Raw genomic sequence first — 23,690 nt, forward strand, 5'->3', positions numbered from 1 at the left:
TAGTCGCTTACATTTATTTTACTGAGTGCTTTAACAGTCTATGCAAACACTGTCCTGAATTTTATACTATTCTCATGAAATTTCAGAAAAAACAATAAAATTCAGAAAGGTTTGGTACAACACTGTGAAAGATGAAAATTATAAAGAAGAAAGCAAGCAACACCTATTAGAATTACTGCAGCAACTGACAACTGATGTATCCAACGATTCATCACCTTCATTCAAGGAAGATACTTGTACCTACGAAGCTTTGATGCAGCGCTTTATAAATATGTTGTATTTAGCAGAAAAAGAAATCCTTCATTCTGCTTTAAAAAATCAACATTCTATATACACACTGACACGCGCACAATATGATAAGCTGGTACATTTAAAACCATCCAAATTTTTGATGCCCTTCGGCAAAAACCGCTATTTCATCTCACCCGAACTAATAAATTTCTATAATCAGCATTATCTTAATAATCAATTCGAAACCTTACCTGAATTGAACAGTTTTGCCGAAAAAACCATCCATCGATTAACAGAAACAGAAAAGCATTGCAGAAGTTATGAAACTAAAAGATTTAAAGATTGTATAGCAGAAAATATAGATGCGAAAACACTCGAACATTTATGCAAGATAACGCAGATTAATGATTATGAAAGTCTCACACATGAAGAAAAATGTGCAGTACTCTCTCAAAAAATACTCAATGATTTTGATTTGATCGAAAAGCTCATCAAAAATATTCCGCCGATTCGCGTTCTCTTTTCATTGATGGTGTTTGAAGATAGAAACAGTTATACAGGTGCAGAAGTACCTGGAAAGAATCGTGCGTTGTTTTTCCTTTTCAGTAATCCTGAATATGATATTTTGTACTTGCCTATTGAATTATTTGAACAATTAAAACATTTTTTCAAAACAAATAATATAGATCCGATGGCCGTCCTCATTCACACACTTAAAGATTTCACCGGCAAAGAACTGGAACCTCAAAAAGAAAAGCAATGGATAACAGATCTGTGCCAAAATCGTTTGACTGACATAGAAACAGAAACATTATTAAATGTTTTAACTAAAGATTATGTATACGCTGAAATACTCGATAGAATGTACAATGAAGAAAAATCAAGCTTTTTCATTAACCTGATCAGTGTTTATGGTTTCTTGCCTTTATCCTTAGTCACAACCTTATATAACCGCTTCTTTGAAGCCGATGAAACAACAACGTCAATCAAAACTCTGATTTCTAAAGTTTATTTCAAATGCGAACATGCATTAGAACAAGGCTATTTAGCCAATGCCACAATACAAGAAGTCATTCCGGAATTAGATATGATATATGTCGATATTCCATACTATATCCCTGAATCCCTTGAGGAATTAGATACTGTTGCAAACAGTTACAATCACTTTGAAGAGGCTGATTTCTTAAAGAGTTATGATTTCTTAATGATGAACGTAAATGTGACAGAAGACATGATTACAGATTGCTGCACATATATAGAAGTTGCGGTTATCGAAGATTTCCTTCTGCCTCAAATCAAAATGCTGCCAAGAGAAGAAGACATTGAAGATTGCGTCAACCAATGGAAATTAGACGGACTCTTTAAAGGTATCCCTGCTAAAACTATAATCAAACACATTACCGTTATGTATAACACTCTGAACCTTTGGTCACTTAGAGGCTATACTAGAAAAGCCTATCAAGCCTTGCAAAAACAAAACGGAACCGCTTCAAACCCTACTAATATCATTGACCTCGATGAATTTATCTAACTAAAAACAAACACGTTCTCATCCTAGTTGAAAAGGAGAGAACGTGTATATTTTTAACATTTTTCAATTGTTTTTAAATTAATCAACAAATATCAAATCTTCTTTTCCAATAAAAAGCGGATAAGTTTGGTTGATTTCTTTAAAATTACTAGACCGGTTTAATTCATCTACTATAATAGATTCACCATTAACATCAATAACAAATCGAATAATCGAGCCGAGCATCGTCATATTTTTCACACAGCCTGATAGCTCAATTGCATTTTCAGTCGGTGTAAAACTCAAAGTCTCTGGTCTAATTGCGACAAAATGACCTTGTTCAGGTTTTTGACCAGTAATGCCTTGCCATTTTTCTGCTTCAATAACATTGTAGCTGCCGATAAATTTAGAGACAAATTCATTATTTGGTGATCTGTAAATGGTCTGCGGTTCACCTTCTTGAACAATATGACCGTCTTTAAGGATATAGACATAATCACTCATAGACATTGCTTCTTCTTGATCATGCGTAACTAGAATCATTGTAATATTTAAGCGCTGTTGAATATCTTTCAGCAATGTTCTTAAAGTTTTTCTGATTTGTGCATCTAGTGCACTCAATGGTTCATCCAGCAATAATACTTTTGGATCCATCACTAATGCACGTGCAAGGGCCACCCTTTGTTGCTGCCCTCCTGATAATTGTGCAGGATATCTTTTTTCAAAACCTGATAATCCTGTAATTCTAATCATCTCAAATACTTTATTCTTAATTTCACTTGCACTCAGCTTTTTGATTTTCAAGCCAAAACTTATATTATCTTCAACAGTTAAATTTGAAAATAATGCATAATGTTGAAAGACCATACCAATATTACGTGCTTTCGGTTCTAACTTATCAATTCTCTTATCATTGATAAATATTTCACCACTATCCACATCGTGTAATCCTGCGATACTTCTGAGAAGTGTACTCTTTCCACATCCGCTAGGCCCTAATAATGTTGTCATAGAACCCTCTTGAATGTTTAAATCTAGACCATGCAGCACAGTTTTATCTTTAAATTTTTTCGTCAGTTTTTGAATTTTGATGAAACTCATTAGAAACCATACCTTTCTTATTTGTTGAAATTTTAAGAATCACAAATGTAATCACCATTAATAAGATGAAATAACAAACCACAATGGCACTTGAAATATGGCCGTTTTTCTTTAGGTTTTGCATTAAGAATACTTGTACAGTTTCAAAGTTTGATCCCAAAATCAAATTGATTAATACAAATTCACCGAATAAAATTGAGAAACAAAGCAAGGCAGTCACTGTAAGACCGTATTTAATATTAGGTAATATCACCTTAATAAAAGCACCCATTTTCGATAGACCTAACATTTCTGCTGCTTCAACCATTTCATTGGCTCTGACTGTTCTTAAGTTATTAGAAACGCCTTGGTAAATGTATGGAAAAATACTAATTATATACGCACCCACCACAATAACAATCATCGGAATGCCTAAGTTTGCATAACCTTTCAATAAACCCACACTTAAGATAACGCCTGGCATAGCATAACAAATGATAATCACAATTTTCATGTATTTATCTAAAGCTGGGTAATAAATCTTAATCGCATATATTGAAGGCACCATAATCAACAATGCTAGTAATAATGACACTGTAACCAATATCAAAGTTCTGACTAATGATAATAAAAATTGATCATTAGTAAATAAGTCCGCATACCATTTAAATGTGAATCCAGCTGGTAAAATCGTATGACTCCAACTCGTTGCAAGTGAATACACTAATGTTGCGATTAAAGGGACTGTTAAATAAAGTACTACAATGAGTACACTGATATTCTTCAGAATATTTTTCATTTGATATCCCTCCGAATCGATTTCATAATGTATTCATTTGCTAACATATTAATCAACAAAATAATCGCTAATACAACAGCTAATGCTGCAGCAATTTCTGGCTGTGCAAAGATATCTCCAGCTACACTATTACCAATACGTATTGCTAATAAGTTATATGAACTGCCTGTTAATGCATAAGCAGATGCATAGGCGCCCATACTATTCGCAAACATTATGGTAAATACTCCTGCAAAACTAGGTAATAAATTCGGCAATGCTATCTTCACCCAATATTGAAAGTTAGATGCACCTAATAAACTTGCTGCTTCTTTCCATCTTTTATCGATACCTTCATAGATTGGAAACAACAACATAATCCCTAACGGAATTTGGAAATATACATAAATCAGCATAATGCCTGTAAAACTATAAACGCTAAAACCACTTAATAAGTTCAATCCCAATCCTTTATCAAGTAAAACAAACACACCTGTATTTCCTAACAAAATAATAAATGCAAAAGCTAAAGGGATCCCAGCAAAATTGGAAGTCAAGTTGGCAATAACCAAGAATTTTTCTTTGAACTTGATTGATTTTTCAGCGATTGCATAAGTTGCAACCGCTGTTAATATCAATGCTATCAAGCTGGATAAAATAGAGATAAGTATTGAATTCCAAAAACTTTGCAAATATAGTTTTTCTTTAAAGATAGTGAAATAGTTTTGCAGTGTGAATGAAGAACCGTCGTTTGTCATAAAACTTCCGTATATCATCATACAAAGCGGAAACACTAAAATTGCTAGAATGACAACTAATAAAACCGCAATCGCAATGATGAAACCATTCTTTTGTTTCATATTTCTTGCTCCTATTACGACTATTTAATTAAAGGCATAATCTCAGATTGCCATTTTTTAGGTAATTCTTTTAATGCTTTATTCCATGCTTCGTTGTCTTTAATTGTTTTTACATTTTTATACATGCTGTCAGGTAATAATTTTGCTTTCGCTTCTTCTGAAATTTTCGCATTTTTTCTGATTGGACGTGCATAACCTTTAGCTAAATTATCTTGTCCTTCATCAGACAGAATAAATTCTCTTGCTACAGCTGCAGCATGCGGGTTTTTTGCATTTTTATTAATAACTGAAGTATAACCGCTCATCACTGAAACATCTTGAGGGATAATTACATCAAAACGTTTTTTATCGATTTGATCACGATAGTTTAATCCATTGAAATCCCAAAGCAATGCAACTTGGTGTTCACCTTTTCCTAAAGAAGCAACATTAGGGTCAGTTGTAACTAAGCGGCCTTCTTTTGCTAATTTTTTAAAGAAATCGATACCTGGTTGCAGATTCTTTTCATCCCCGCCGAATGCGTAAGCTGCTGCTAAAACGGCAAATTGTGCTTGGTTAGCTTTTTCAACGTCGCCAATCGAAACTTTATATTTTCCTTTTTCTAAATCTTTCCAAGTTTTAGGCGCATCTTTAACTGATTCTTTATCAGTCACAAACGCCATTGTTCCTGTATAACTTACAATCCAGTTACCGTCTTTATCTTTTGCCCAATCTGGAATTTCATCAAAGTATTTTGTTTTATAAGATAATGTTAACCCTTTTTCTTTAGCTAACGGACCAAAAGCAATACCGACATCACCAATATCTCCAGAAGCATTTTTCTTTTCTGATTCAAACTTTGCTAATTCTTCTGCACTCGACATATCAGTATCTTTATGTTTAATACCATATTTTTTATCGATATCTGACCAAGTTTCTTTCCAGTTTGCCCATGTATCCGGCATACCTAATGAATTAACTTGTCCTTCTTTTTTTGCTTTTTCTACTACTGTCTTTTCTCCTTCTTTATTAAGATCGACAGATTTGTTTGAACTATCATTTCCGCACGCTGCCAGTAAAATTGCTGCTGACATAGAAACTGTGACTAATCTTTTTAGCATAACAACGTCCTCTTTTCCATAAATTATTTAAAATATAACTATAGTTAACATATCATTTATTTGTTAAGTAGTTGTTAACAGTATGTAAACATATGTACATTCTTGAAAAAATGTATAAAAAAAGACTGAAAACTCATTCCTTGAGTTCACAGTCTGATATTTTAATGATTAATTTAATGCTTCTGCTTCTTCTTTCACATCATCTTTGTCTTCTTCTGCTTCGATAATGTAAGTATTACGGTTGAGTTTATCATTCCATTCAATGATTCTCGCACCTCGTTTTAATTTACCATAGGCATTATAACCTGTTACTCTGCCGTAATTTAATTGAATACCGTAATAGTTAGATGTAAAGTCATTATTGTGATCGTGGCCGCAATATACGCCGTTGATAGTTGTATTGTAATAAAGTTGGTACCATAGTCCGCTGTTTACGCGCGGTGGGCATACATCTTCATAAAGGTTGCCGACATAGCCTTGTTTCGCCGCATCCGCATATTCAGGTAATGGCATATGCATAAATAATTGGTCTGGCATTGTTCTGTTTTTAGCACGATTAATCAACCATTTTTGTTGTTCATAAGTCACAAAGGCATAACCGTCAAACGGTGCTCTTGCATAGTCTCCAGCATCAAGCATATAAATTCTGATACCATTGTCTAAAGTATAGAAATAAGAGTAACAGTCATTATAAACTGCACCGCCTTCACGTTTTACATGCATTACTGATTTATCGATGATTTCCCATAAACGCATTCTGTTATAATTTGATTCACTTTCATGATTACCTAAAGTCACCGCAAATGGTACTTTCAAACTATCGAAGAAGTCAATCACAGCTTTAAATGTTTCAAGTGCACCTTCTTCATTACTCCAAATCAAATCTCCTGTAATAACAATCACATCAGGTGTTTGTTCTTTCACCATTTTTTCAATCAGCTTGAATGTTTTCACATCTTCTTCCTTAAATGGCTGACTGCCGATATGTAAATCTGTTAGTTGCATGATTTTCATAGTTGTTCACTCCTAGTTGATGGTTTGTCGCATCATAAACAGATGTTCCAATTTCTTTTTAAATTATATTAAACCACTTGTATTGTGGCACATATTGAACGAAATGTATAGAAAAAAAGAACACTATTTATGAATGCATGACAAAAAAGCAGAGAGATAAAACATTTCGGCTTATTTTTTCATTGTCAGTTTTAATAAGGCTAGTCTACTTGATACGGTAAAGATTTAACATAATGCATTTCTTTAACATATTTTCCTTTATGAACAATCACCACATATTGCTTATTCGGATCAAAACCTAAGAAATCTAATTTATAAGGTACAAATTCACCGCATTTTGAATAAGCTTGGATATTCTCATACCTTTGCGTGCCCTTGTCTACTTGTGCATATGAATATTCCATGCGCAAGAATGGATTAAACCGATCTGTAAATTGATTTCTAATTGTAGTAACCGCAAATATACCGATGATAATTAACGTACTTAAACTTAATATTATTACCTTCTTCATTCGACTTTCCAACTCCTTCTGGGTGTATTGAACTCTGATGTACAAAGTTGTATAAACAGAATATTCAGATAAATAATTGTACCACTCTGAACACTGCTTCCATTCATTTTACTATATATCATTTTTATTTACTAATCTTTATATATCATCATCTTTCTAAAAGAATAAAAAAAGACTGTCCCTCATTAGGAACAGCCTGGTTTACTCGTATGTCTATCTGTCTAAAATTAGCGAATTTCTTTAATTCTAGCAGCTTTACCACGTAAGTTACGTAAGTAGTAAAGTTTAGCACGTCTAACTTTACCGCGACGAGTTACTTCGATTTTTTCAATTTTTGGAGTGTGTACAGGGAATGTACGTTCAACACCAACACCTGAAGAAATTTTACGAACTGTGAAAGTTTCTGAAACTCCGCCACCGCGGCGTTTGATTACTACACCTTCGAAGACTTGGATACGTTCGCGAGTACCTTCGACGATACGTACGTGTACACGTACTGTGTCTCCGGCACGGAAGTTAGGTAAGTCTGTGCGTAATTGTGATTTAGTAACTGCTTCGATTAATTTGTGATTACTCATTATTTATTCTCTCCTTCAAACTATGTTCTTGCCTCGACAACAAAATAGCAGCGGACCATAGTGATTTTTCGTGCTTAGCACACTTAAATAATATTAGCACACTGCTATTTTGTTTTCAATTGGTTTTTGTAGTTTTCAAGTATTTTTTCATCTTCTGATGATAATGAATACTTTGTTAGTAAATCGGGTCTTTTGACAAATGTTCTGATCAGCTTTTGTTCGTGTCTCCAAGCATCGATTTTAGCGTGATTGCCTGATAATAACACATCAGGGACTGTCATCCCTTCAAATTCTCTTGGGCGTGTATATTGCGGAAACTCTAATAAGCCGTCTGAGAAAGAGTCATCTTGATGAGACTGCTCATTTCCAAGCACGCCTGGAATTAATCGTACAATCGCATCTGTCATGCTCATCGCAGGCAATTCCCCGCCGGTTAATACATAATCTCCGATGGAGATTTCGTCTGTGACTAAATGCTCTCTGATACGTTCATCATAGCCTTCATAATGGCCGCAGATAAATACTAAATGTTCTGCTTGGCTTAATTCTTGCGCAACTGCTTGTGAGAAAGGTTTACCTTGCGGACACATTAAAATTACACGTGTCTGTTCTGTTGTCTCAAGGTCCTTCATCGCATTAAATACAGGTTCTGGTTTCAATACCATCCCTTGACCGCCGCCGAACGGATAGTCATCAACTTGGTTATGCTTATTTACCGCATAATCTCTGAAGTTGACTGTATTCACTGATATGATCGACTTATCTTGTGCACGCTTTAAAATAGAATGATTCAGTACGCCATCAAACATTTCTGGAAACAGTGTTAAATAATCAATTTTCACTCGTCTAACATTCCTTCCAATGGCGTAATTTGAATACGGCGTCCAGATACATCTACATCTTGTACTACATCTGCAATATAGGGAATCAAGTATTCTTTATCGCCTTGAACTACCCATACATCATTAGCGCCGGTTTCAAAGATTTCTTTCACGCGACCAATCGGTGTATCACCATCAAAGACAGTACAGCCGATAATATCGGAATAGTAATACTCATGTTCATCTAATTCAATGGCTTCGTGATCTCGTTCTTGTGTTAAGATAGCACCTTTTAAATGCTCAATATCATTGATATTGTTAATACCTTCAAATGTAAGCATATGGAAGTCTTTATGTTTGCGGTAAGATGCCACAGTTAACTCAAGTGTGTCACCTTTATGATTGACTGTTAAAACTTCGCCAGGTTGAAAACGTGTTTCTGTAAAATCTGAATTAGATTTGACTCTAACTTCGCCTTTAATACCATGTGTATTTACAATTTTGCCGACTTCTACTTTCATATGCACTGGGCCTCCAATATGTGGTCTTGTGTGAAAAAACATTTCTACTTAATAATAACCCTAAGACAACTGTATTGTCTCAGGGTTATGTGATTAAAGCAACTTATTGCTTAACTTACTTAGAATGACGTTGTTCTTCGAATTTTTTCAAAACACCTTCTTTAGATAAGATATTGTGAACTGTGTCAGTTGGTTTCGCACCGTTAGTTAACCATTTAAGTGCTAACTCTTCGTCGATTTTAACTGTTTGAGCTTTGTCTTTAGTTACCGGATCATAAGTTCCGATTTGTTCGATAATACGACCATCACGTGGCGCACGAGCATCAGCTGCTACGATACGGTAGAATGGATTTCTTTTTGAGCCTAAACGTGTTAAGCGGATTTTAACTGCCATGTATAATTCTCTCCTTTGAGTCTTTGTTTTCTTTTCTACAAGAAATAATAATAACAGGTATCAGAAACTTTGTAAAGAGGTTTCTCTTTACCATTTTTATTTTTTTATATATTCTGCGTAAAAAAAGTGCTGTGCGGATAGACACAACACTGATTTTACATATTAGAACGGCAAATTCATGCCTTTCATCATATTTTCAATTTGACTGCGTTTGCCTTTTTTGCCTTTGCCTCCGCCAGTAAATTGTTTCATCATTTTCTTCATGTCATTGAATTGTTTCATCAAACGATTGACTTCTTGAAGTGAACGGCCTGAACCTTTTGCGATACGTTTCTTACGAGATACGTTTAAAATTTCAGGTCTTTCGCGTTCTGCTAAAGTCATAGATTGGATAATTGCTTTAATATGATCGATTTGTTTTTCGCTCATATTCAATTTATCCATACCTTTCATTTTGTTCATACCTGGAATCATTTTCATGATTTCATCTAACGGACCAAGGTTTTTAACTTGATCTAGCTGTTCTAAGAAATCATCCAGCGTAAATGAAGCTGTACGCATTTTCTTTTCTAAGTCTTTTGCTTTTGACTCATCGACATCTTGCTGCGCTTTTTCAATTAAGCTCAGCACATCGCCCATACCTAAAATACGTGATGCCATACGTTCTGGGTGGAAGAGTTCCAAACCATCTAATTTCTCGCTCATACCGACAAATTTAATAGGTTTTTGTGTAACAGAACGAATTGAAAGTGCCGCACCACCGCGTGTATCACCATCAAGTTTTGTTAAAGTAACACCTGTTACTTCTAATTGATCATCGAATGATTGTGCAACGTTGACCGCATCTTGACCTGTCATCGCATCTACAACCAGCATGATTTCGTTCGGCTTAGAAATTTCTTTGACTTCTGCCAATTCATTCATCAATGTTTCATCGATATGCAGACGACCTGCTGTATCAATGATAACGAAGTCTAAATGTTCTTCTTTTGCATGTTTAAATGCGTTATCAACGATTTGTTGAGGCTTAACTTGATCGCCTTCGCTGTATACAGGGATATCTAATTGTTTCCCTACAGTTTCTAATTGGTCAATCGCAGCCGGACGATAGATATCGGCCGCTACAAGTAATGGTTTCTTATTGTATTTCTTGCGCATTAACAAAGCAAGTTTACCTGCAGTTGTTGTTTTACCTGCACCTTGCAAACCTACCATCATTACAACTGTCGGCGGTTTATTCGCCATGTTGATTGTCGAATTTTCTCCACCCATTAATTGCGTCAATTCATCTTGTACAATTTTAATAACCTGCTGTCCAGGTGTTAATGATTGCATGACATCCGAACCTAATGCACGTTCAGAGACAGTTTTAATAAATGATTTAACGACTTTAAAGTTAACATCGGCTTCAAGCAATGCAAGACGTACTTCACGCATCATCGCTTTAATATCCGCTTCAGTCACTTTCCCTTTTCCTCGCATTTTCTGCATGGTCGCCTGCAAGCGATCGGATAATCCTTCAAATGCCATCCAAGTGACCTCCTTATTCTAATTCTTCTAGTTTCTCAATATATTGTTTCAAGGCATCCGGATCTTCAATAGATGCTTTCATTTGATTATAAATTTCACGACGTTGTTCAAACTTTGTATAAAGCTCTAATTTCGCTTCATAGTCTTCTACTAAATCACCAGTTCTTCTTATGTTATCATACACTGCTTGGCGACTCACATCAAAAGTATCCGCGATTTCGCTCAATGAATAATCTTCAAGATAAAATAGTTCCAAATAATTACGTTGTTTCTTAGTAAGCAGGGATTGATAAAAATCAAACAAATAATTCATGCGCAGAGTCTTAACTAAATCATTTTTGCTCATCAGGTGTCTCACCATCATTTGTCTCATGATCATCCGCATGCTCTTCGACTGTTTCTTCAATCATACCCGCAAACAAGCCGTAAACGTAACTTTCTGGATCGAACGGTTGTAAATCATCCAGCTGTTCGCCTAAACCAACGTATTTTACCGGTATATGCAATTCATTACGGATTGCTAAGACAATACCGCCTTTCGCTGTACCGTCAAGTTTTGTCAACACAATACCTGTCACGTTTGTGACATCTTTAAAGTTGCGTGCTTGAGACAATGCGTTTTGTCCTGTTGTCGCATCTAAGCATAATAATACTTCATGCGGCGCATCCGGAACTGCACGTCCGATAACACGTTTCATTTTCTCCAACTCATTCATTAAGTTTGCTTTGTTTTGCAAACGTCCTGCAGTATCGCAGATTAAAATGTCGACACCTTTATGTTTGGCCGCATTAATCGCATCATACATTACAGCAGCCGGATCTGAACCTTCGCTTTGGCTGATAACATCCACATCTACGCGTTCGCCCCATACTTTCAATTGATTAATCGCACCAGCTCTGAATGTGTCGCCTGCTGCTAACATTACTTTCTTGCCTTCTGCTTTATAACGATGCGCTAATTTACCGATTGTTGTCGTTTTGCCGACACCATTCACACCTACCATTAAGATAACGTTTAATCGGCCGTCTTCAATGTTCATAAGTTCTGAGTGGTCATCATCTTGCTGATAGATTTCAACGATTTTTTCTACGATAACTTCTTTTAAGTCTGCAGTTTCTTTGATGTTGCGGCGTTGTGCTTCTGTACGCAATTCATCTACCAGTTCCATTACCGTATTGAAACCGACATCGGCTGTGATTAACATTTCTTCTAAAGCTTCGAAGAAGTCTTCATCTACAGTACGGTAACGTGCAATCAAGTTATTCAGCTGTTCTTGGAAATTTTCACGTGATTTTTCCAGACCTTGTCTGAACTTCGCACCCAATTTTTGAGATTCGATTTCTTCAAATTCTTCAATCGAAATCAAGCCGTCATCGAAATCAAAGTCATCTTTGGTTTCTTCTTTCGGCTGTGCTTCAGGCAATGTAGAGCGCTGCTCGGTTTTCTCAGAAGAAACGGTTTCATCCTCTTTCTTGTCATCTTCGGATTGCTCTATGTCTTGCAGTTCTTCTAAGTCTTTTTCTTCTTCTGAGGGTTTGCCTGCGAACTTGTCTTTTAGTCGTTTAAAAAAGCTCATTCTTGTTCCTCCTTCAACACTTCGTCAATTGTATTTAAATTCACACTTACAAGTTTAGATACACCAGATTCTTGCATCGTAATACCATATAAACGATCTGCGGCTTCCATTGTGCCTTTACGGTGAGTAATCACAATAAATTGTGTTTTCTCAGATAACTGTCTTAAATAATTCGCATAACGAATCACATTGGCTTCATCTAGTGCTGCCTCTACCTCATCTAGTATAACAAATGGAGCTGAGCGTACTTTTAATAATGCAAAGAGCAATGCAATGGCACTTAAAGCACGTTCTCCCCCGCTGAGTAATGAAAGGTGCTGCAGCTTCTTGCCTGGCGGTTGTACAATAATATCCACACCGGCAGTCAAATAATCATCATCTGTTAATTTCAATTCCGCATAACCGCCGCCGAATAATGATTTGAATACTTCTGAGAAATAACCTTGTACCGCATGGAACGTTGTTTTGAAGCGTTCCATAACCGCTTGGTCCATTTCCAGAATAATTTGTTCTAATGTCGCTTTGGCCTCTCTTAAATCTGTACGCTGTTCATCTAAGAATGTGAAACGTTCATTCACTTCTTCAAACTGCTGAATCGCGTTTAAATTCACAGGACCCAGTTCTTCAATCGACATTTTCGTCAATTTCACTTTTTGACGCAATGCATCAATCGGCTCATCTTGTTCATACATGTCTTTCGCTGCTTCGAATGTTAAATGATAATCATCAGTTAAATGATCGATACAATGTGAGATTAACACATCAAGCTTCGATTGTTCTGCTTTAATATCTTGATAGCTGTTTTCTATAGATAAGATATCACGATGTGCTTCTTGAAGCTTGCTGTCGAAGTCATCAATCGATGCATTGATTTCTTGACGTTCTGTTTTCAAAGTACTCAACTTTTCGCTTAAAGCTTCTTTTTCTTCTTGCTTAGCTTTGATATCTTTTTGAATTGTTTCGAAAGCTTTCTGCCCTGTCACTTCATCCGAATTGAACAATGCAATATCTTCTTCTAATTTTTCTTGCTGCTGCTGATTTTGCGTGATTTGATTAGCAAGACGTTCTAATGCTTGGCGTTGTGTTTTGCTGCGTTCTTTGATTACTGCCAAATCCGATTGCTTTTGATGCAATTGCTGCTGTAATTGTGCCGAGTTGGCTTTTCCTTCTTTAGACAATTGCGTTAAATTTTCGATTTGCTGCTCTAAAGCTTGCAGTTTTTTTGCGATTTCTTGTTTTTCTTGTTCTTTGGTTTCTAGTGTCTCGCGGCTGGTCGCACTTTGATAGCCGTCATTTTTCTCAAATTCAAACTCTTCATGTTCATTTTTAAGATGTGCTTCGCTTTTACGCAAACGATCGAGTTCCAGCGCTAAATCGTGCATTTCTTGTTTTGCTGTATTATAGCTTTTACTGATATGCAGGTAATTTTCGCTCAATTCATTCGCATGTGCTTTCGTTTTTTGAACTTCTTGTTCGAATTGTGCGGTTTGCTGCTCATAGTCTTTTAATTGCGCTCGTAATTGTGTCAGTTCATCGCGCTGTGCCAATATACTCTTTGTTTGACGCTGCCCGCCGCCTGTCATAGAACCGCCTGGATTGACGATATCTCCTTCTAACGTCACGATACGTGTACGATAGCGAATGGCTTGTGCAAGGTCATTGGCATGCTTCAAATCATCTACAATAATCGTATTGCCAAGTAAATTATAGATAATATTGTTATATTGCTGATCAACTTGAATCAAATCTGACGCAATGCCCATAAAACCGGCTGCTTGTTGTGCAGTATGCATAATATCTGAACTTAAACGTCTCGGCTGAATGACATTCAACGGCAAGAACGTTGCACGCCCTAAACGATTTTGTTTTAAATACGCAATCGCTTGTCTGCCGTCTTTTTCATTATCAACGATAATATGCTGCATTGAAGCACCTAATGCCGTTTCAATCGCAGTCGTCAATTCTGACGGCACTTCGATAATTTCTGCCACTGCACCATGAATGCCTGATAATTGGCTGTCTTTTGCTTTTAAGACGTGTTTGACACCATTAAAGAAATAAGTATAGTCTTCTTCCCGACTATTCAAGCTCTCGATTTTTGCTTTCAGTTTATCTGTATAACGATAGGCTTGATACAGTTTTTCCTCATCTGCATTTTGTTGATTTTTGCTCTTCGTTAATTCTGCTTCGCATGATTTCAACTGCTTTTCCAGCTCTTCGAATGCTTGCTGCTTCTCTTGGTGCTGTTTAGATAACGTATTGATTTCTGATTGAATAGCTTTTAATTGATTGAATGCTTCTAATAAGCGGCTGTCTAACCGATCTTGTTTCGCTTCGTTTTCTTCAATCGTACGTTGCAAGAAACGAATATCATTATTCACTTCTGATTGTGCTGACATTAAGTCATAGTAATCATTTTTAATCGCTTCTAACTCTTCTTCATGATCACCGTCAGCCACATACAATTGATCTTCGAGCTTTTTAATCTCAGCTGACAGTGCTTTTTGTTTTTCTTGAAGTGCTTGTTTTTCTTCTTCAGCATGTGCTTTTTCTTCAATCAGCTGGATTTCTTGTGCTTTTAACGCTTCTTGTTCTTCTTCGTAGCGTGCGTTGGTTTGAGATTGGTTGCGTTTACGTTCTTCTAAAACATTCAGCTGACCTGATAGTTTTTCAGCTGCTTCTGTCGTTTGAACCAATTCATAGTTCAAGCGTTCAATCTCATCATTCTTTTGATTCAATTCAGCTTTATATTTAGATAAAGTACGTGAATAGCTGTTTTTATCCGCTTCTTTTTGTGCTTGCTGACTCTTTAATACATTCAAGCGTTCATCTGCTTTATGAATAGTTTCGTTGTATTCATTAATATCATGAACAGTTACCAGCACATCGCTTTTCTTCATTTCTTGAGACAAATGCTGGTATTCTTTAGCAATGGCCGCTTCTTCTCTTAAAGGTTCAACACGCCCTTCTAAATCATACAGAATATCCTCAACACGATTTAGGTTTTCTTCTGTTTGATCCAGTTTTTGAACCGAAGCTGCTTTACGCTTTTTATATTTCAAGACCCCTGCTGATTCTTCGATGATTTGACGTCGATCGACAGGTTTCGCATTTAATATTTCATCTACACGGCCTTGCGAGATAATACTGAAAGCCTCTTTTCCTAAACCTGAATCCAGGAAAAGATCGATAATATCTTTTAAGCGTGCACGGTCATTATTTAAATAATATGCACTTTCACCGCTGCGATACAATCTGCGTGTCACGATGATTTCATCTTGTTCGACATTCAGCTGATGGGCGTAATTATCTAGTTTTAATCGTACTTCTGCATAATTTTGAGCTTTACGATGTTCGGCACCGGAAAAAATAATATCTTCCATTTTAGAACCGCGCAGAGACTTAGCTGATTGTTCACCTAAGACCCATTTAATCGCATCAGTGATATTACTTTTGCCACTACCGTTTGGACCAACAATCGCCGTCACACCTTGATCAAAGTGGACTTCTGTTTGTTCTGCAAACGATTTGAATCCAAATGCATTAATTGATTTTAAATAAACCATACTTCACTCGTTCTCCCTGTCGCTGCAATCAGCAGCTTGTTCATTGTTTCTGTTTCATCTCTGTATAAGCCTTTTCAGCGGCTTTTTGTTCTGATTCTTTCTTCGTTCTGCCTTGTCCCTCCGCAATGGCTTCGCCTTCTAATAACACTTCAGACGTAAATAGTCGGTGGTGTGCAGGACCTTCTTCATGTATCAAGCGGTACGTCACGCTGCCTTTGTTCAGACGATGGATATACTCTTGGAATTGTGTTTTAAAGTCGATAACACCCATCAATGCATTATCTTCTACATACGGGAAGATAACAACTTGTGCAAAATGCCAGACTGCATCTAAACCTTGGTCTAAATACAAGGCACCTACAAAAGCTTCAAATGCATCTGATACCAATGACGGTCTTGTACGGCCGCCGGTTTTCTCTTCGCCTTTGCCGAGTAGGATAAGTTCGTTTAATTCGATTTTATTCGCAAATATTACAAGTGAGGGTTCACAAACGATGGTCGCGCGCATTTTTGTAAGATTGCCTTCAGGCAGCTGTGGATACTTATCAAATAAATAGCGTGAAACCGTCAATTCTAATACCGCATCTCCAAGAAACTCCAGACGCTCATTATGCGCCAGACGATCCATATTAAAATCATTAATAAAACTTGAATGTGAAAATGCTTGCTGATAGAGAGGTAAATTATCATATGAGAGTTGCAATGCATGCATTTTATTCGCAAACTTTTCGTTAAAAGCTTGCAACAATGCATCTTTCTTATGTTTGGCCAAAAAAAGACCTCCTTTGATTATTTCAAAACGAACGATGTCGTTAAATTGCTTATGTGTCCCATTTTACGTGAATTTCAAGCAAAACAAAAGAAAAATCTGAGTCGGTCAAAGAGACGACTCAGATAGTATTGTTCATTATTTTTCAAGGTTGTTGATGAAATTAACTGCGTCACCAACTGTATTGATTTTTTCAGCTTCTTCATCTGGAATTTCAGTACCAAATTCGTCTTCTAATTCCATAACTAATTCCGCGATATCAAGTGAGTCAGCGCCTAAATCATCTTTGAAAGATGCATCTTCAGTTACTTTGTCAGCATCAACACCTAAACGGTCAACGATGATATCTTTAACTTTATCGAAGTTTTCCACGTCGATTCACCTCCTTTAACAAGCCTATATGACTCTATTATTTTCCCATTATATCATTAAGAATACAAGTGGGATAGCTCCATAAAATAGTGTAATCCCACTACTTCTCATGATTTAACGGCAATTATTCCATAAACATACCGCCATTGACATGGATTGTTTGGCCGGTAATGTATTTTGCTTTGTCAGATGCTAAGAAAGATACTGTGTTCGCAATATCTGTATCTTGACCAAAGCGGCCTAATGGAATTTGGCCTTTCATTTGTTCTTTAATGTCATCGCTTAAAGCATCTGTCATATCAGAAACAATAAATCCAGGTGCTACAGCATTCACTGTAATATTACGTGAAGCAAGTTCGCGGGCTACAGATTTTGTTAATCCGATAACACCTGCTTTTGTCGCAACATAGTTTGTTTGACCCGGGTTGCCGACAGCACCTACTACACTAGATAAGTTGATGATTGCACCGCTTCTTTGTTTCATCATTTGACGTGATACTTTTTGGATGCAGTTGAATGTACCTTTAAGGTTCGTATCAATTACGTCATCCCATTCTTGTTCTTTCATACGCATTAATAAGTTGTCGCGTGTGATACCTGCGTTATTAACCAGTACATCCACTGAACCGAATTGTTTTACGACTTCTTGAATCATGTCTTTGACTTCATCAGGGTTTGCGACATTCGCTTGGATTGCGAAAGCTTCCACACCTTTAGCTTTGATTTCTTCTACGACTGCTTCTGCTTTTTCTTTGTTGCCGGCGTAGTTCACCGCAACATTATAACCGTCTTCTGCTAATTGCAGCGCAATACTGCGTCCAATTCCTCTAGAAGCTCCTGTTACTAATGCACTTTTACTCATGTTCATTCCATCCTTTGACATCTTCGAGTGTTTGAATCGAAGTTAATTTAACATCTCTGTTGATTTTCTTGATTAAACCGGATAATACTTTGCCTGGTCCGATTTCAATAAAGTGATCGACACCTTGTTCAATTAAATACTCTGTAGATTTAATAAACTGCACTGGAGAATACAATTGTTTCACCATGTTTTGTTTAATGACTTCTGCGTCTGTTTCTGCTTGTGCGTGATAGTTTTGCACGACAGGAATTTCTGCATCATGCCATTCGAATTGATTGATATAGTCTTCAAAATCTTTCTCAATCACTTGCATCATAGAAGAGTGGAAAGGTCCTGAAACTTTTAACGGCATCACACGTTTTGCGCCTAAGGATTTACCTTGTTCAACAATTCTGTCGATAGCTGTTTTATGACCAGACACAACGACTTGACCTGGCGAATTGATATTTGCCGGTTCAACAATAGAACCCTCTTCAGATAAATCTTCGCAGATTTTCGCAACTTCATCATAATCCAAACCAAGTACTGCAGCCATGCTGCCGACACCGCTTGGGAAAGCTTGTGCCATTAATTCCCCTCTTTTGCGTACGATTTTCACCGCATCTTCAAAAGAAAGTACTTTAGCCGCAACTAAGCTTGAATATTCGCCGAGGCTATGTCCCATTGTATAATCTGCACCCAAATCATTCAAAGCATTAAACAATGCAATACTGTGTGTTAATAATGCAGGTTGTGTATTTTCAGTTTCACCGAGTTTGCCCTCTTCATCTGTGAACATTGTTTCTAATAAATCAAAGCCTGCTGCTTCTTGTGCAGCGTCTAATGTTTTTGTTGCATTTGTATCTTGTTGGTACAAGTCTTGTGCCATACCGACTTTTTGCGCACCTTGACCTGGAAAGATAATCGCTGTTTTACCCATTTTGTCCACCTACCGTTTCTCTCATAATATCGACAATATGATTTTCTCCTGCGATTTTCGCTTGGCGAATTGCAGAATAAAATGCTCTTGCATTCGAGCTGCCGTGTGCTTTAACGACAATACCGTCTAAACCAAGCAGTACTGAACCGCCGTATTCAGCATAGTCCATTTTTTTCGTCATTTTATCTAAATCTTTTTTCAATACTAAAGCTGCAAGTTTGTTTTTGAAGTTGGCTAATAATGCAGATTTCAGCATTTTACCGATAGATTTCGCAGTACCTTCTAAGTTCTTTAAGACCATATTGCCTGTGAAGCCATCAGTAACCACAACATCTGCGGCATCTTCCATCAATGTTTTCGCTTCAACATTGCCTGAGAAATAGAAAGAAGGATCTTCTTTCATCAAATTATAAGCTTCTTTCGTTAAGTTATTGCCTTTTTTAGGTTCCGTTCCGATGTTTAACAATGCTACTTTCGGTGCACCGATACCTCTGATTTTTTCAGCGTAAATGTTGCCTAATTGCGCATATTGCAATAAATGTTCTGGTTTCGCATCCGCATTGGCACCGACATCTAAAAATACAAAGCCTTTGCCGGAAACAGTCGGAAGTGTCACCACTAATGCAGGTCGTGCTACACCTTTAATACGGCCCACAATGAAGAGTCCAGCAGACATCAGCGCGCCTGTATTGCCTGCAGAAACACATCCTGAAGCTTCCCCGTCTTTTACCGCTTGTGCCGCTCTGACCATAGAGCTGTCTTTCTTACGTTTAATGGCACGTACCGGCTCATCTTCCATTTCGATTTCTTCAGTAGTATGACGGAATTCCAAGCGCTCATGCTTGATTGTGCACTGTGCTTCATCTCCGAATAAAATAATATGTAAATCTGGGAAGTCGTTCAACGCTTTTTCTACCGCTTCTAAAACGATACCAGGCGCGTCATCTCCGCCCATCATATCAATGGCTAATGTCACCATCTCGTGATCACTCCTCATTATAATAATACATTTTGAATGTACCTCTGAATACGCATTTATCTTTAACATATGACGATACTGCAACCGTAATATATTTTGATCCGAAATCAACCACTTGTGCAAAAGCATGTACGGTATCATGCAATTTCACTTGTTTTAAAAAGTTGACTTGGCTTTCTCTTGTCAGCACCATATTCTTTTGAATCAATGCTACACATAATGAATTGGCTTGTGCAAACAATATATGTCCGCGTGCAATATCATTACGTGTAAAGACCGAATCTTCCGTAATATAAATCAAAGATTCAGCAGTGACATTTGGTTCTACCCGAATCAAGTCACCGATAATTTCATTCCCTTCAATTGCACGAATATGTTTGTAGTTATGTTCTGCTACAGACTTAATTCGTTTGCGCAATTCCGGTATTTTCAAGTAAGTTCTATCCAGTCTTATCGTTTGGATACTGACAGAAAATAAATCGCTCAACTCATTATCAGTCATAAAGGGGTTCTCTTGCAGACGTTGTTTGATTGCATCACGGCGCTCTTGTTTTTTCAACTTCATTGCTTTACCCCCTAATTTAGTACCAAGTCTTAAGACTTCCTTACATATCATATCATTTTCTCTTAAAACAGCTCAACAAAAAACACAACAGATTAATTAATTACAGTTTATCGAAATTAATCTGATGTGTCATGTATTGTCAGGCGCTATGAATTACATCGGCTAATGATTTTGTGTGCCATTCATCCATCGCCTTGCATCTTATTCTGTTAGATTTAATCAAAACTTGTGTGTAACAGATTTTGTTCTACGAAGTTGCGCAGAATGTCATACTGCTCTGTAAAGAAAGCGCCGGATTGAATCAATTCAGCTGCTTCATCTCTTGCTACTTCTAACATACGATAATCTTCAACGATATTCGCCACTAAAAAGTCCGGCAATCCGCTTTGTTTCACACCAAAGAAATCACCTGGACCGCGCATTTCCAAATCACTTTCGCTCAGTTCGAAACCATCTGTAGTTTGCGTCATGATATTCATACGCTCAATACCAGTTTCGGTTTTCGGCGATGCGATCAAAACACAATAACTTTGATGTTCGCTGCGTCCGACTCGGCCGCGTAATTGGTGGAGCGTGGAGAGTCCGAAACGGTCTGCATCATAAATAATCATAAACGTCGCATTAGGGACGTTTACCCCCACTTCCACTACAGTCGTCGAAACTAAAATATCGATTTCATGTCGATTAAACCGCTGCATGACATCATCTTTATCATCCGCATGCATTTTACCATGCAATAATCCGACACGGCCGACACCATAATGCTGCTCCAGCGATTCATATAATTCAATCACATTTTGTACATCTTCCAAATGTTCTGAGCTTTCAATCAGCGGACTGATAACATAAGCTTGTCTGCCTTTATTCAGTTCAGCTGTCATTTGATTCAAGACAGATTCATACGCTTCATGTTTTGCCCACATGGTCTTAATCGGTTTTCGTCCTTTTGGCAATTGTTTGATAGAAGATACATCCATTTCTCCAAATACTGAAATGGCTAACGTTCTAGGAATCGGTGTCGCAGTCATAAACAATACATTCGTCATCGCACCTTTTTCTCTTAAGGCTTGACGCTGATTGACACCAAAACGGTGCTGTTCATCCGTAATCACTAATCCGACATTTTTAAACGACACATCATCTTGAATCAAAGCATGTGTTCCGATTAAGCAATCAATTGTACCGTTTTCTAATTGCTCTAATAATAATCTGCGTTTCTTGCCTTTGACCGATCCTGTAAGCAAAGCAACGTTCATGCGATCGCCGAACAGTTTTGTTAAACTTTCTGCATGCTGTTCTGCTAAGATTTCAGTCGGTACCATGAGTGCAGATTGATAGCCGGCAGTTTTTAACGCATACATACAAAGTGCTGCGACTACAGTTTTACCTGAACCTACATCCCCTTGCAGCAAGCGGTGCATTCGTATCGGTGCTTTTAAATCTCTGAAGATTTCATTCACCGCTGTTTTTTGCGCGTCTGTTAATTCAAACGGCAAATCATCGATAAATCCTTTGACTTTGTTTAAATCATAATCGATTTCAATCGCATCATCGCTTGCTTTTTCAAGGCGATTCAGCCACTGCATACGCAGCTCGAATAAGAATAACTCTGTAAAGGCATATGTTCTGCGTGCTTTTAATAATGCTTTTTTATTATCCGCATAATGCAGCGCTCGGATAGTTGAAGCGAGTGATTCTAATTTATATTTTTCGCGCAGTTCATCTGACAGCCATTCTTTGATTTCTATATCATCTAATACTTTGCGGATAATATCTCTCAAAGTTTTTTGTTTAATGCCTTCTTTGATGCGGTAGACCGGTTCAAGCTGTTCTTGGTCTTGGCTCATATCCGGCTGTTCTGTGGTATACATACGCATACCATTGATTTCTTGTTTGCCGCGGTTCCATTTGCCTTTAATAGTCACATGGTCGTGCAGATTGACTTTCTTTTTCAAATAAGGCTGATTGAAGAAGACCGCTTTCACCGCAATATTATTTACCATTAAATGCAGTGTTACTTTTGAACGGTTTCTTCCAAAAAAAGCGACAGTGGGCGTAGTATACACTTCGCCGACCACTGTCACGGTTGATTGATCTTCTGCTTCATTTAAATCTACTACGCTGTTATCTTCATAGCGTACAGGCAAATAAAGCACTAAATCTTCTACGTCATATATATTCAGTTCATTTAATACACCGATTCGCTTCGGACCAAGTCCTTTGATTTGATCCAGCGAATAAGGTTGATCAATGAGGTTTACTTTAGTCATGTTTAATCACCAAATATTTGTTGTTTTAAGCGTTGGCCGGTTGGTGTTCCAGCGAGTCCGCCGCGTCCTGTTTCACGCAGTGCTGAAGGCATCGTCTGCCCGATGCGATACATTGCAAAAATCACTTCGTCTGTAGGAATACGCGATGAAACGCCTGCAAGTGCCATATCCGCTGACACAATTGCATTCGAAGCCCCTGCTGCATTACGTTTCACACAAGGCACTTCAACCAATCCCGCTACCGGGTCACATACTAAACCTAGCATATTTTTCATACAAATTGCAAAAGCTTCAGCTGATTGCTGCGGCGTGCCGCCGGCCATTTCAACCGTTGCAGCTGCAGCCATCGCTGCGGCTGAACCGACTTCTGCTTGGCATCCGCCTGCAGCACCTGAAATCGAAGCATTATTTGCTACGACAAAGCCGAAAGCACCAGCAGTTAATAAAAAGTTCAGCATGTCTTTATGAGAAGGGTTGAAGCGGTGCTTAATCGCAAATAACACCCCAGGAACGACACCTGCAGAGCCGGCAGTCGGTGTTGCACAGATTTTCCCCATCGCCGCATTCACTTCATTCGTCGCAACTGCTTTGCTGACCGCATCTAATAAGATTGGTCCGGAAAGTGCTTGTCCGCTTTCTAAATACTTTTTAATTAAAACAGCGTCGCCTCCTGTTAATCCAGTGGTCGAGGTCACACCATTCAAACCTTCATCCAACGCATTTTCCATCGTTTTAAAATGATGACCCATACCTTCATATACTTCATCAGCCGATACCCCGGTTACTGACATTTCTTGTTCCAGCATAATTTCATGAATGGCTTTGCCTTCTGTTTCACATCTCTCTACTAATTCTTCAACAGTCTTAAACATGTGTATGCCC

The 23,690-nt window shown here is 37.5% G+C and carries 23 protein-coding genes; 1 reads left to right on the forward strand and 22 read right to left on the reverse strand.

Annotated features, from left to right (window positions below):
- The first annotated feature begins 124 nt into the window (after positions 1-124).
- The gene (locus MUA90_RS08785; RefSeq protein ID WP_262586363.1) at positions 125-1,762 is read left to right on the forward strand and encodes a hypothetical protein; all 1,638 of its coding nucleotides are present in this window, start codon (positions 125-127) and stop codon (positions 1,760-1,762) included.
- A 78-nt stretch (positions 1,763-1,840) separates the two neighbouring features.
- Here the strand turns inward: MUA90_RS08785 and MUA90_RS08790 are convergent, their stop codons facing one another.
- The 22 genes from MUA90_RS08790 to sdaAA all read right to left on the reverse strand — a co-directional run bounded on the left by MUA90_RS08790 (position 1,841) and on the right by sdaAA (position 23,680).
- Positions 1,841-2,842, reverse strand: coding sequence for an ABC transporter ATP-binding protein (locus tag MUA90_RS08790; RefSeq protein WP_262586365.1), 1,002 nt, complete (start codon positions 2,840-2,842; stop codon positions 1,841-1,843).
- The gene (locus tag MUA90_RS08795) at positions 2,802-3,620 is read right to left on the reverse strand and encodes an ABC transporter permease (RefSeq protein WP_262586366.1); all 819 of its coding nucleotides are present in this window, start codon (positions 3,618-3,620) and stop codon (positions 2,802-2,804) included. Before MUA90_RS08795 ends, MUA90_RS08790 begins: the two co-directional genes overlap by 41 nt.
- A complete protein-coding gene (locus MUA90_RS08800; RefSeq protein ID WP_232167183.1) occupies positions 3,617-4,459 on the reverse strand; it encodes an ABC transporter permease in 843 nt (280 codons plus the stop codon). The genes MUA90_RS08795 and MUA90_RS08800 overlap by 4 nt, the downstream gene beginning before the upstream one ends.
- 20 nt (positions 4,460-4,479) lie before the next feature.
- The gene (locus MUA90_RS08805; RefSeq protein WP_232167182.1) at positions 4,480-5,559 is read right to left on the reverse strand and encodes an ABC transporter substrate-binding protein; all 1,080 of its coding nucleotides are present in this window, start codon (positions 5,557-5,559) and stop codon (positions 4,480-4,482) included.
- A 168-nt stretch (positions 5,560-5,727) separates the two neighbouring features.
- Positions 5,728-6,573: a metallophosphoesterase family protein gene (locus MUA90_RS08810; protein ID WP_262586372.1), complete on the reverse strand. Its 846-nt coding sequence runs from the start codon at positions 6,571-6,573 to the stop codon at positions 5,728-5,730.
- A gap of 200 nt (positions 6,574-6,773) precedes the next feature.
- A complete protein-coding gene (locus tag MUA90_RS08815) occupies positions 6,774-7,085 on the reverse strand; it encodes a YxeA family protein (protein WP_262586374.1) in 312 nt (103 codons plus the stop codon).
- 227 nt (positions 7,086-7,312) lie between these two features.
- A complete protein-coding gene (gene rplS / locus MUA90_RS08820; protein WP_262586375.1) occupies positions 7,313-7,663 on the reverse strand; it encodes a 50S ribosomal protein L19 in 351 nt (116 codons plus the stop codon).
- A 104-nt stretch (positions 7,664-7,767) separates the two neighbouring features.
- Entirely contained in the window at positions 7,768-8,505 is a 738-nt protein-coding gene (trmD, locus tag MUA90_RS08825; RefSeq protein ID WP_262586377.1) for a tRNA (guanosine(37)-N1)-methyltransferase TrmD, read from the reverse strand.
- Positions 8,502-9,005, reverse strand: a complete 504-nt coding sequence (gene rimM, locus MUA90_RS08830) for a ribosome maturation factor RimM (RefSeq protein WP_262586379.1) — start codon at positions 9,003-9,005, stop codon at positions 8,502-8,504. Before rimM ends, trmD begins: the two co-directional genes overlap by 4 nt.
- Before the next feature lie 115 nt (positions 9,006-9,120).
- Positions 9,121-9,399 (reverse strand): 30S ribosomal protein S16, encoded by a 279-nt coding sequence (gene rpsP, locus MUA90_RS08835; protein WP_262586381.1) that lies wholly within the window; start codon positions 9,397-9,399, stop codon positions 9,121-9,123.
- Positions 9,400-9,561: 162 nt separating this feature from the next.
- The gene (gene ffh, locus MUA90_RS08840) at positions 9,562-10,929 is read right to left on the reverse strand and encodes a signal recognition particle protein (protein ID WP_262586383.1); all 1,368 of its coding nucleotides are present in this window, start codon (positions 10,927-10,929) and stop codon (positions 9,562-9,564) included.
- Between the two features lie 13 nt (positions 10,930-10,942).
- The gene (locus MUA90_RS08845; protein WP_105992997.1) at positions 10,943-11,275 is read right to left on the reverse strand and encodes a putative DNA-binding protein; all 333 of its coding nucleotides are present in this window, start codon (positions 11,273-11,275) and stop codon (positions 10,943-10,945) included.
- On the reverse strand, positions 11,262-12,506 hold the full coding sequence (ftsY, locus tag MUA90_RS08850) for a signal recognition particle-docking protein FtsY (RefSeq protein WP_114603517.1): 1,245 nt from the start codon (positions 12,504-12,506) through the stop codon (positions 11,262-11,264). Before ftsY ends, MUA90_RS08845 begins: the two co-directional genes overlap by 14 nt.
- Positions 12,503-16,072, reverse strand: a complete 3,570-nt coding sequence (gene smc, locus MUA90_RS08855) for a chromosome segregation protein SMC (protein WP_262586386.1) — start codon at positions 16,070-16,072, stop codon at positions 12,503-12,505. The genes ftsY and smc overlap by 4 nt, the downstream gene beginning before the upstream one ends.
- Before the next feature lie 40 nt (positions 16,073-16,112).
- Positions 16,113-16,844 (reverse strand): ribonuclease III, encoded by a 732-nt coding sequence (gene rnc, locus MUA90_RS08860; RefSeq protein ID WP_114603519.1) that lies wholly within the window; start codon positions 16,842-16,844, stop codon positions 16,113-16,115.
- A gap of 135 nt (positions 16,845-16,979) precedes the next feature.
- On the reverse strand, positions 16,980-17,213 hold the full coding sequence (locus MUA90_RS08865; protein WP_002480667.1) for an acyl carrier protein: 234 nt from the start codon (positions 17,211-17,213) through the stop codon (positions 16,980-16,982).
- A 124-nt stretch (positions 17,214-17,337) separates the two neighbouring features.
- Positions 17,338-18,075 (reverse strand): 3-oxoacyl-[acyl-carrier-protein] reductase, encoded by a 738-nt coding sequence (gene fabG / locus MUA90_RS08870; RefSeq protein ID WP_105993001.1) that lies wholly within the window; start codon positions 18,073-18,075, stop codon positions 17,338-17,340.
- Complete coding sequence (gene fabD, locus MUA90_RS08875; RefSeq protein WP_105993002.1) at positions 18,068-18,994, reverse strand: ACP S-malonyltransferase; 927 nt, start codon at positions 18,992-18,994, stop codon at positions 18,068-18,070. Before fabD ends, fabG begins: the two co-directional genes overlap by 8 nt.
- Complete coding sequence (gene plsX / locus MUA90_RS08880) at positions 18,987-19,973, reverse strand: phosphate acyltransferase PlsX (RefSeq protein WP_105993003.1); 987 nt, start codon at positions 19,971-19,973, stop codon at positions 18,987-18,989. The genes fabD and plsX overlap by 8 nt, the downstream gene beginning before the upstream one ends.
- A 7-nt stretch (positions 19,974-19,980) precedes the next feature.
- Positions 19,981-20,538: a transcription factor FapR gene (gene fapR / locus MUA90_RS08885; protein WP_105993004.1), complete on the reverse strand. Its 558-nt coding sequence runs from the start codon at positions 20,536-20,538 to the stop codon at positions 19,981-19,983.
- Positions 20,539-20,753: 215 nt separating this feature from the next.
- The gene (gene recG / locus MUA90_RS08890) at positions 20,754-22,808 is read right to left on the reverse strand and encodes an ATP-dependent DNA helicase RecG (protein WP_262586391.1); all 2,055 of its coding nucleotides are present in this window, start codon (positions 22,806-22,808) and stop codon (positions 20,754-20,756) included.
- A 2-nt stretch (positions 22,809-22,810) separates the two neighbouring features.
- Positions 22,811-23,680, reverse strand: coding sequence for an L-serine ammonia-lyase, iron-sulfur-dependent, subunit alpha (sdaAA, locus tag MUA90_RS08895; protein ID WP_262586393.1), 870 nt, complete (start codon positions 23,678-23,680; stop codon positions 22,811-22,813).
- Positions 23,681-23,690: the final 10 nt, after the last annotated feature.

The organism is Staphylococcus sp. IVB6181 (genome assembly GCF_025561445.1).
Classification (GTDB): domain Bacteria; phylum Bacillota; class Bacilli; order Staphylococcales; family Staphylococcaceae; genus Staphylococcus; species Staphylococcus simulans_B.

What these genes read in the sequence shown, in the direction of transcription:
- MUA90_RS08790 (WP_262586365.1), bottom strand. Translation starts at nt 2,842, where the DNA reads ATGAGTTTCATCAAAATTCAAAAACTGACGAAAAAATTTAAAGATAAA.
- MUA90_RS08795 (WP_262586366.1), bottom strand. Translation starts at nt 3,620, where the DNA reads ATGAAAAATATTCTGAAGAATATCAGTGTACTCATTGTAGTACTTTAT.
- MUA90_RS08800 (WP_232167183.1), bottom strand. Translation starts at nt 4,459, where the DNA reads ATGAAACAAAAGAATGGTTTCATCATTGCGATTGCGGTTTTATTAGTT.
- MUA90_RS08805 (WP_232167182.1), bottom strand. Translation starts at nt 5,559, where the DNA reads ATGCTAAAAAGATTAGTCACAGTTTCTATGTCAGCAGCAATTTTACTG.
- MUA90_RS08810 (WP_262586372.1), bottom strand. Translation starts at nt 6,573, where the DNA reads ATGAAAATCATGCAACTAACAGATTTACATATCGGCAGTCAGCCATTT.
- MUA90_RS08815 (WP_262586374.1), bottom strand. Translation starts at nt 7,085, where the DNA reads ATGAAGAAGGTAATAATATTAAGTTTAAGTACGTTAATTATCATCGGT.
- rplS (WP_262586375.1), bottom strand. Translation starts at nt 7,663, where the DNA reads ATGAGTAATCACAAATTAATCGAAGCAGTTACTAAATCACAATTACGC.
- rimM (WP_262586379.1), bottom strand. Translation starts at nt 9,005, where the DNA reads ATGAAAGTAGAAGTCGGCAAAATTGTAAATACACATGGTATTAAAGGC.
- rpsP (WP_262586381.1), bottom strand. Translation starts at nt 9,399, where the DNA reads ATGGCAGTTAAAATCCGCTTAACACGTTTAGGCTCAAAAAGAAATCCA.
- ffh (WP_262586383.1), bottom strand. Translation starts at nt 10,929, where the DNA reads ATGGCATTTGAAGGATTATCCGATCGCTTGCAGGCGACCATGCAGAAA.
- MUA90_RS08845 (WP_105992997.1), bottom strand. Translation starts at nt 11,275, where the DNA reads ATGAGCAAAAATGATTTAGTTAAGACTCTGCGCATGAATTATTTGTTT.
- ftsY (WP_114603517.1), bottom strand. Translation starts at nt 12,506, where the DNA reads ATGAGCTTTTTTAAACGACTAAAAGACAAGTTCGCAGGCAAACCCTCA.
- smc (WP_262586386.1), bottom strand. Translation starts at nt 16,072, where the DNA reads ATGGTTTATTTAAAATCAATTAATGCATTTGGATTCAAATCGTTTGCA.
- fabG (WP_105993001.1), bottom strand. Translation starts at nt 18,075, where the DNA reads ATGAGTAAAAGTGCATTAGTAACAGGAGCTTCTAGAGGAATTGGACGC.
- fabD (WP_105993002.1), bottom strand. Translation starts at nt 18,994, where the DNA reads ATGGGTAAAACAGCGATTATCTTTCCAGGTCAAGGTGCGCAAAAAGTC.
- plsX (WP_105993003.1), bottom strand. Translation starts at nt 19,973, where the DNA reads ATGGTGACATTAGCCATTGATATGATGGGCGGAGATGACGCGCCTGGT.
- fapR (WP_105993004.1), bottom strand. Translation starts at nt 20,538, where the DNA reads ATGAAGTTGAAAAAACAAGAGCGCCGTGATGCAATCAAACAACGTCTG.
- recG (WP_262586391.1), bottom strand. Translation starts at nt 22,808, where the DNA reads ATGACTAAAGTAAACCTCATTGATCAACCTTATTCGCTGGATCAAATC.
- sdaAA (WP_262586393.1), bottom strand. Translation starts at nt 23,680, where the DNA reads ATGTTTAAGACTGTTGAAGAATTAGTAGAGAGATGTGAAACAGAAGGC.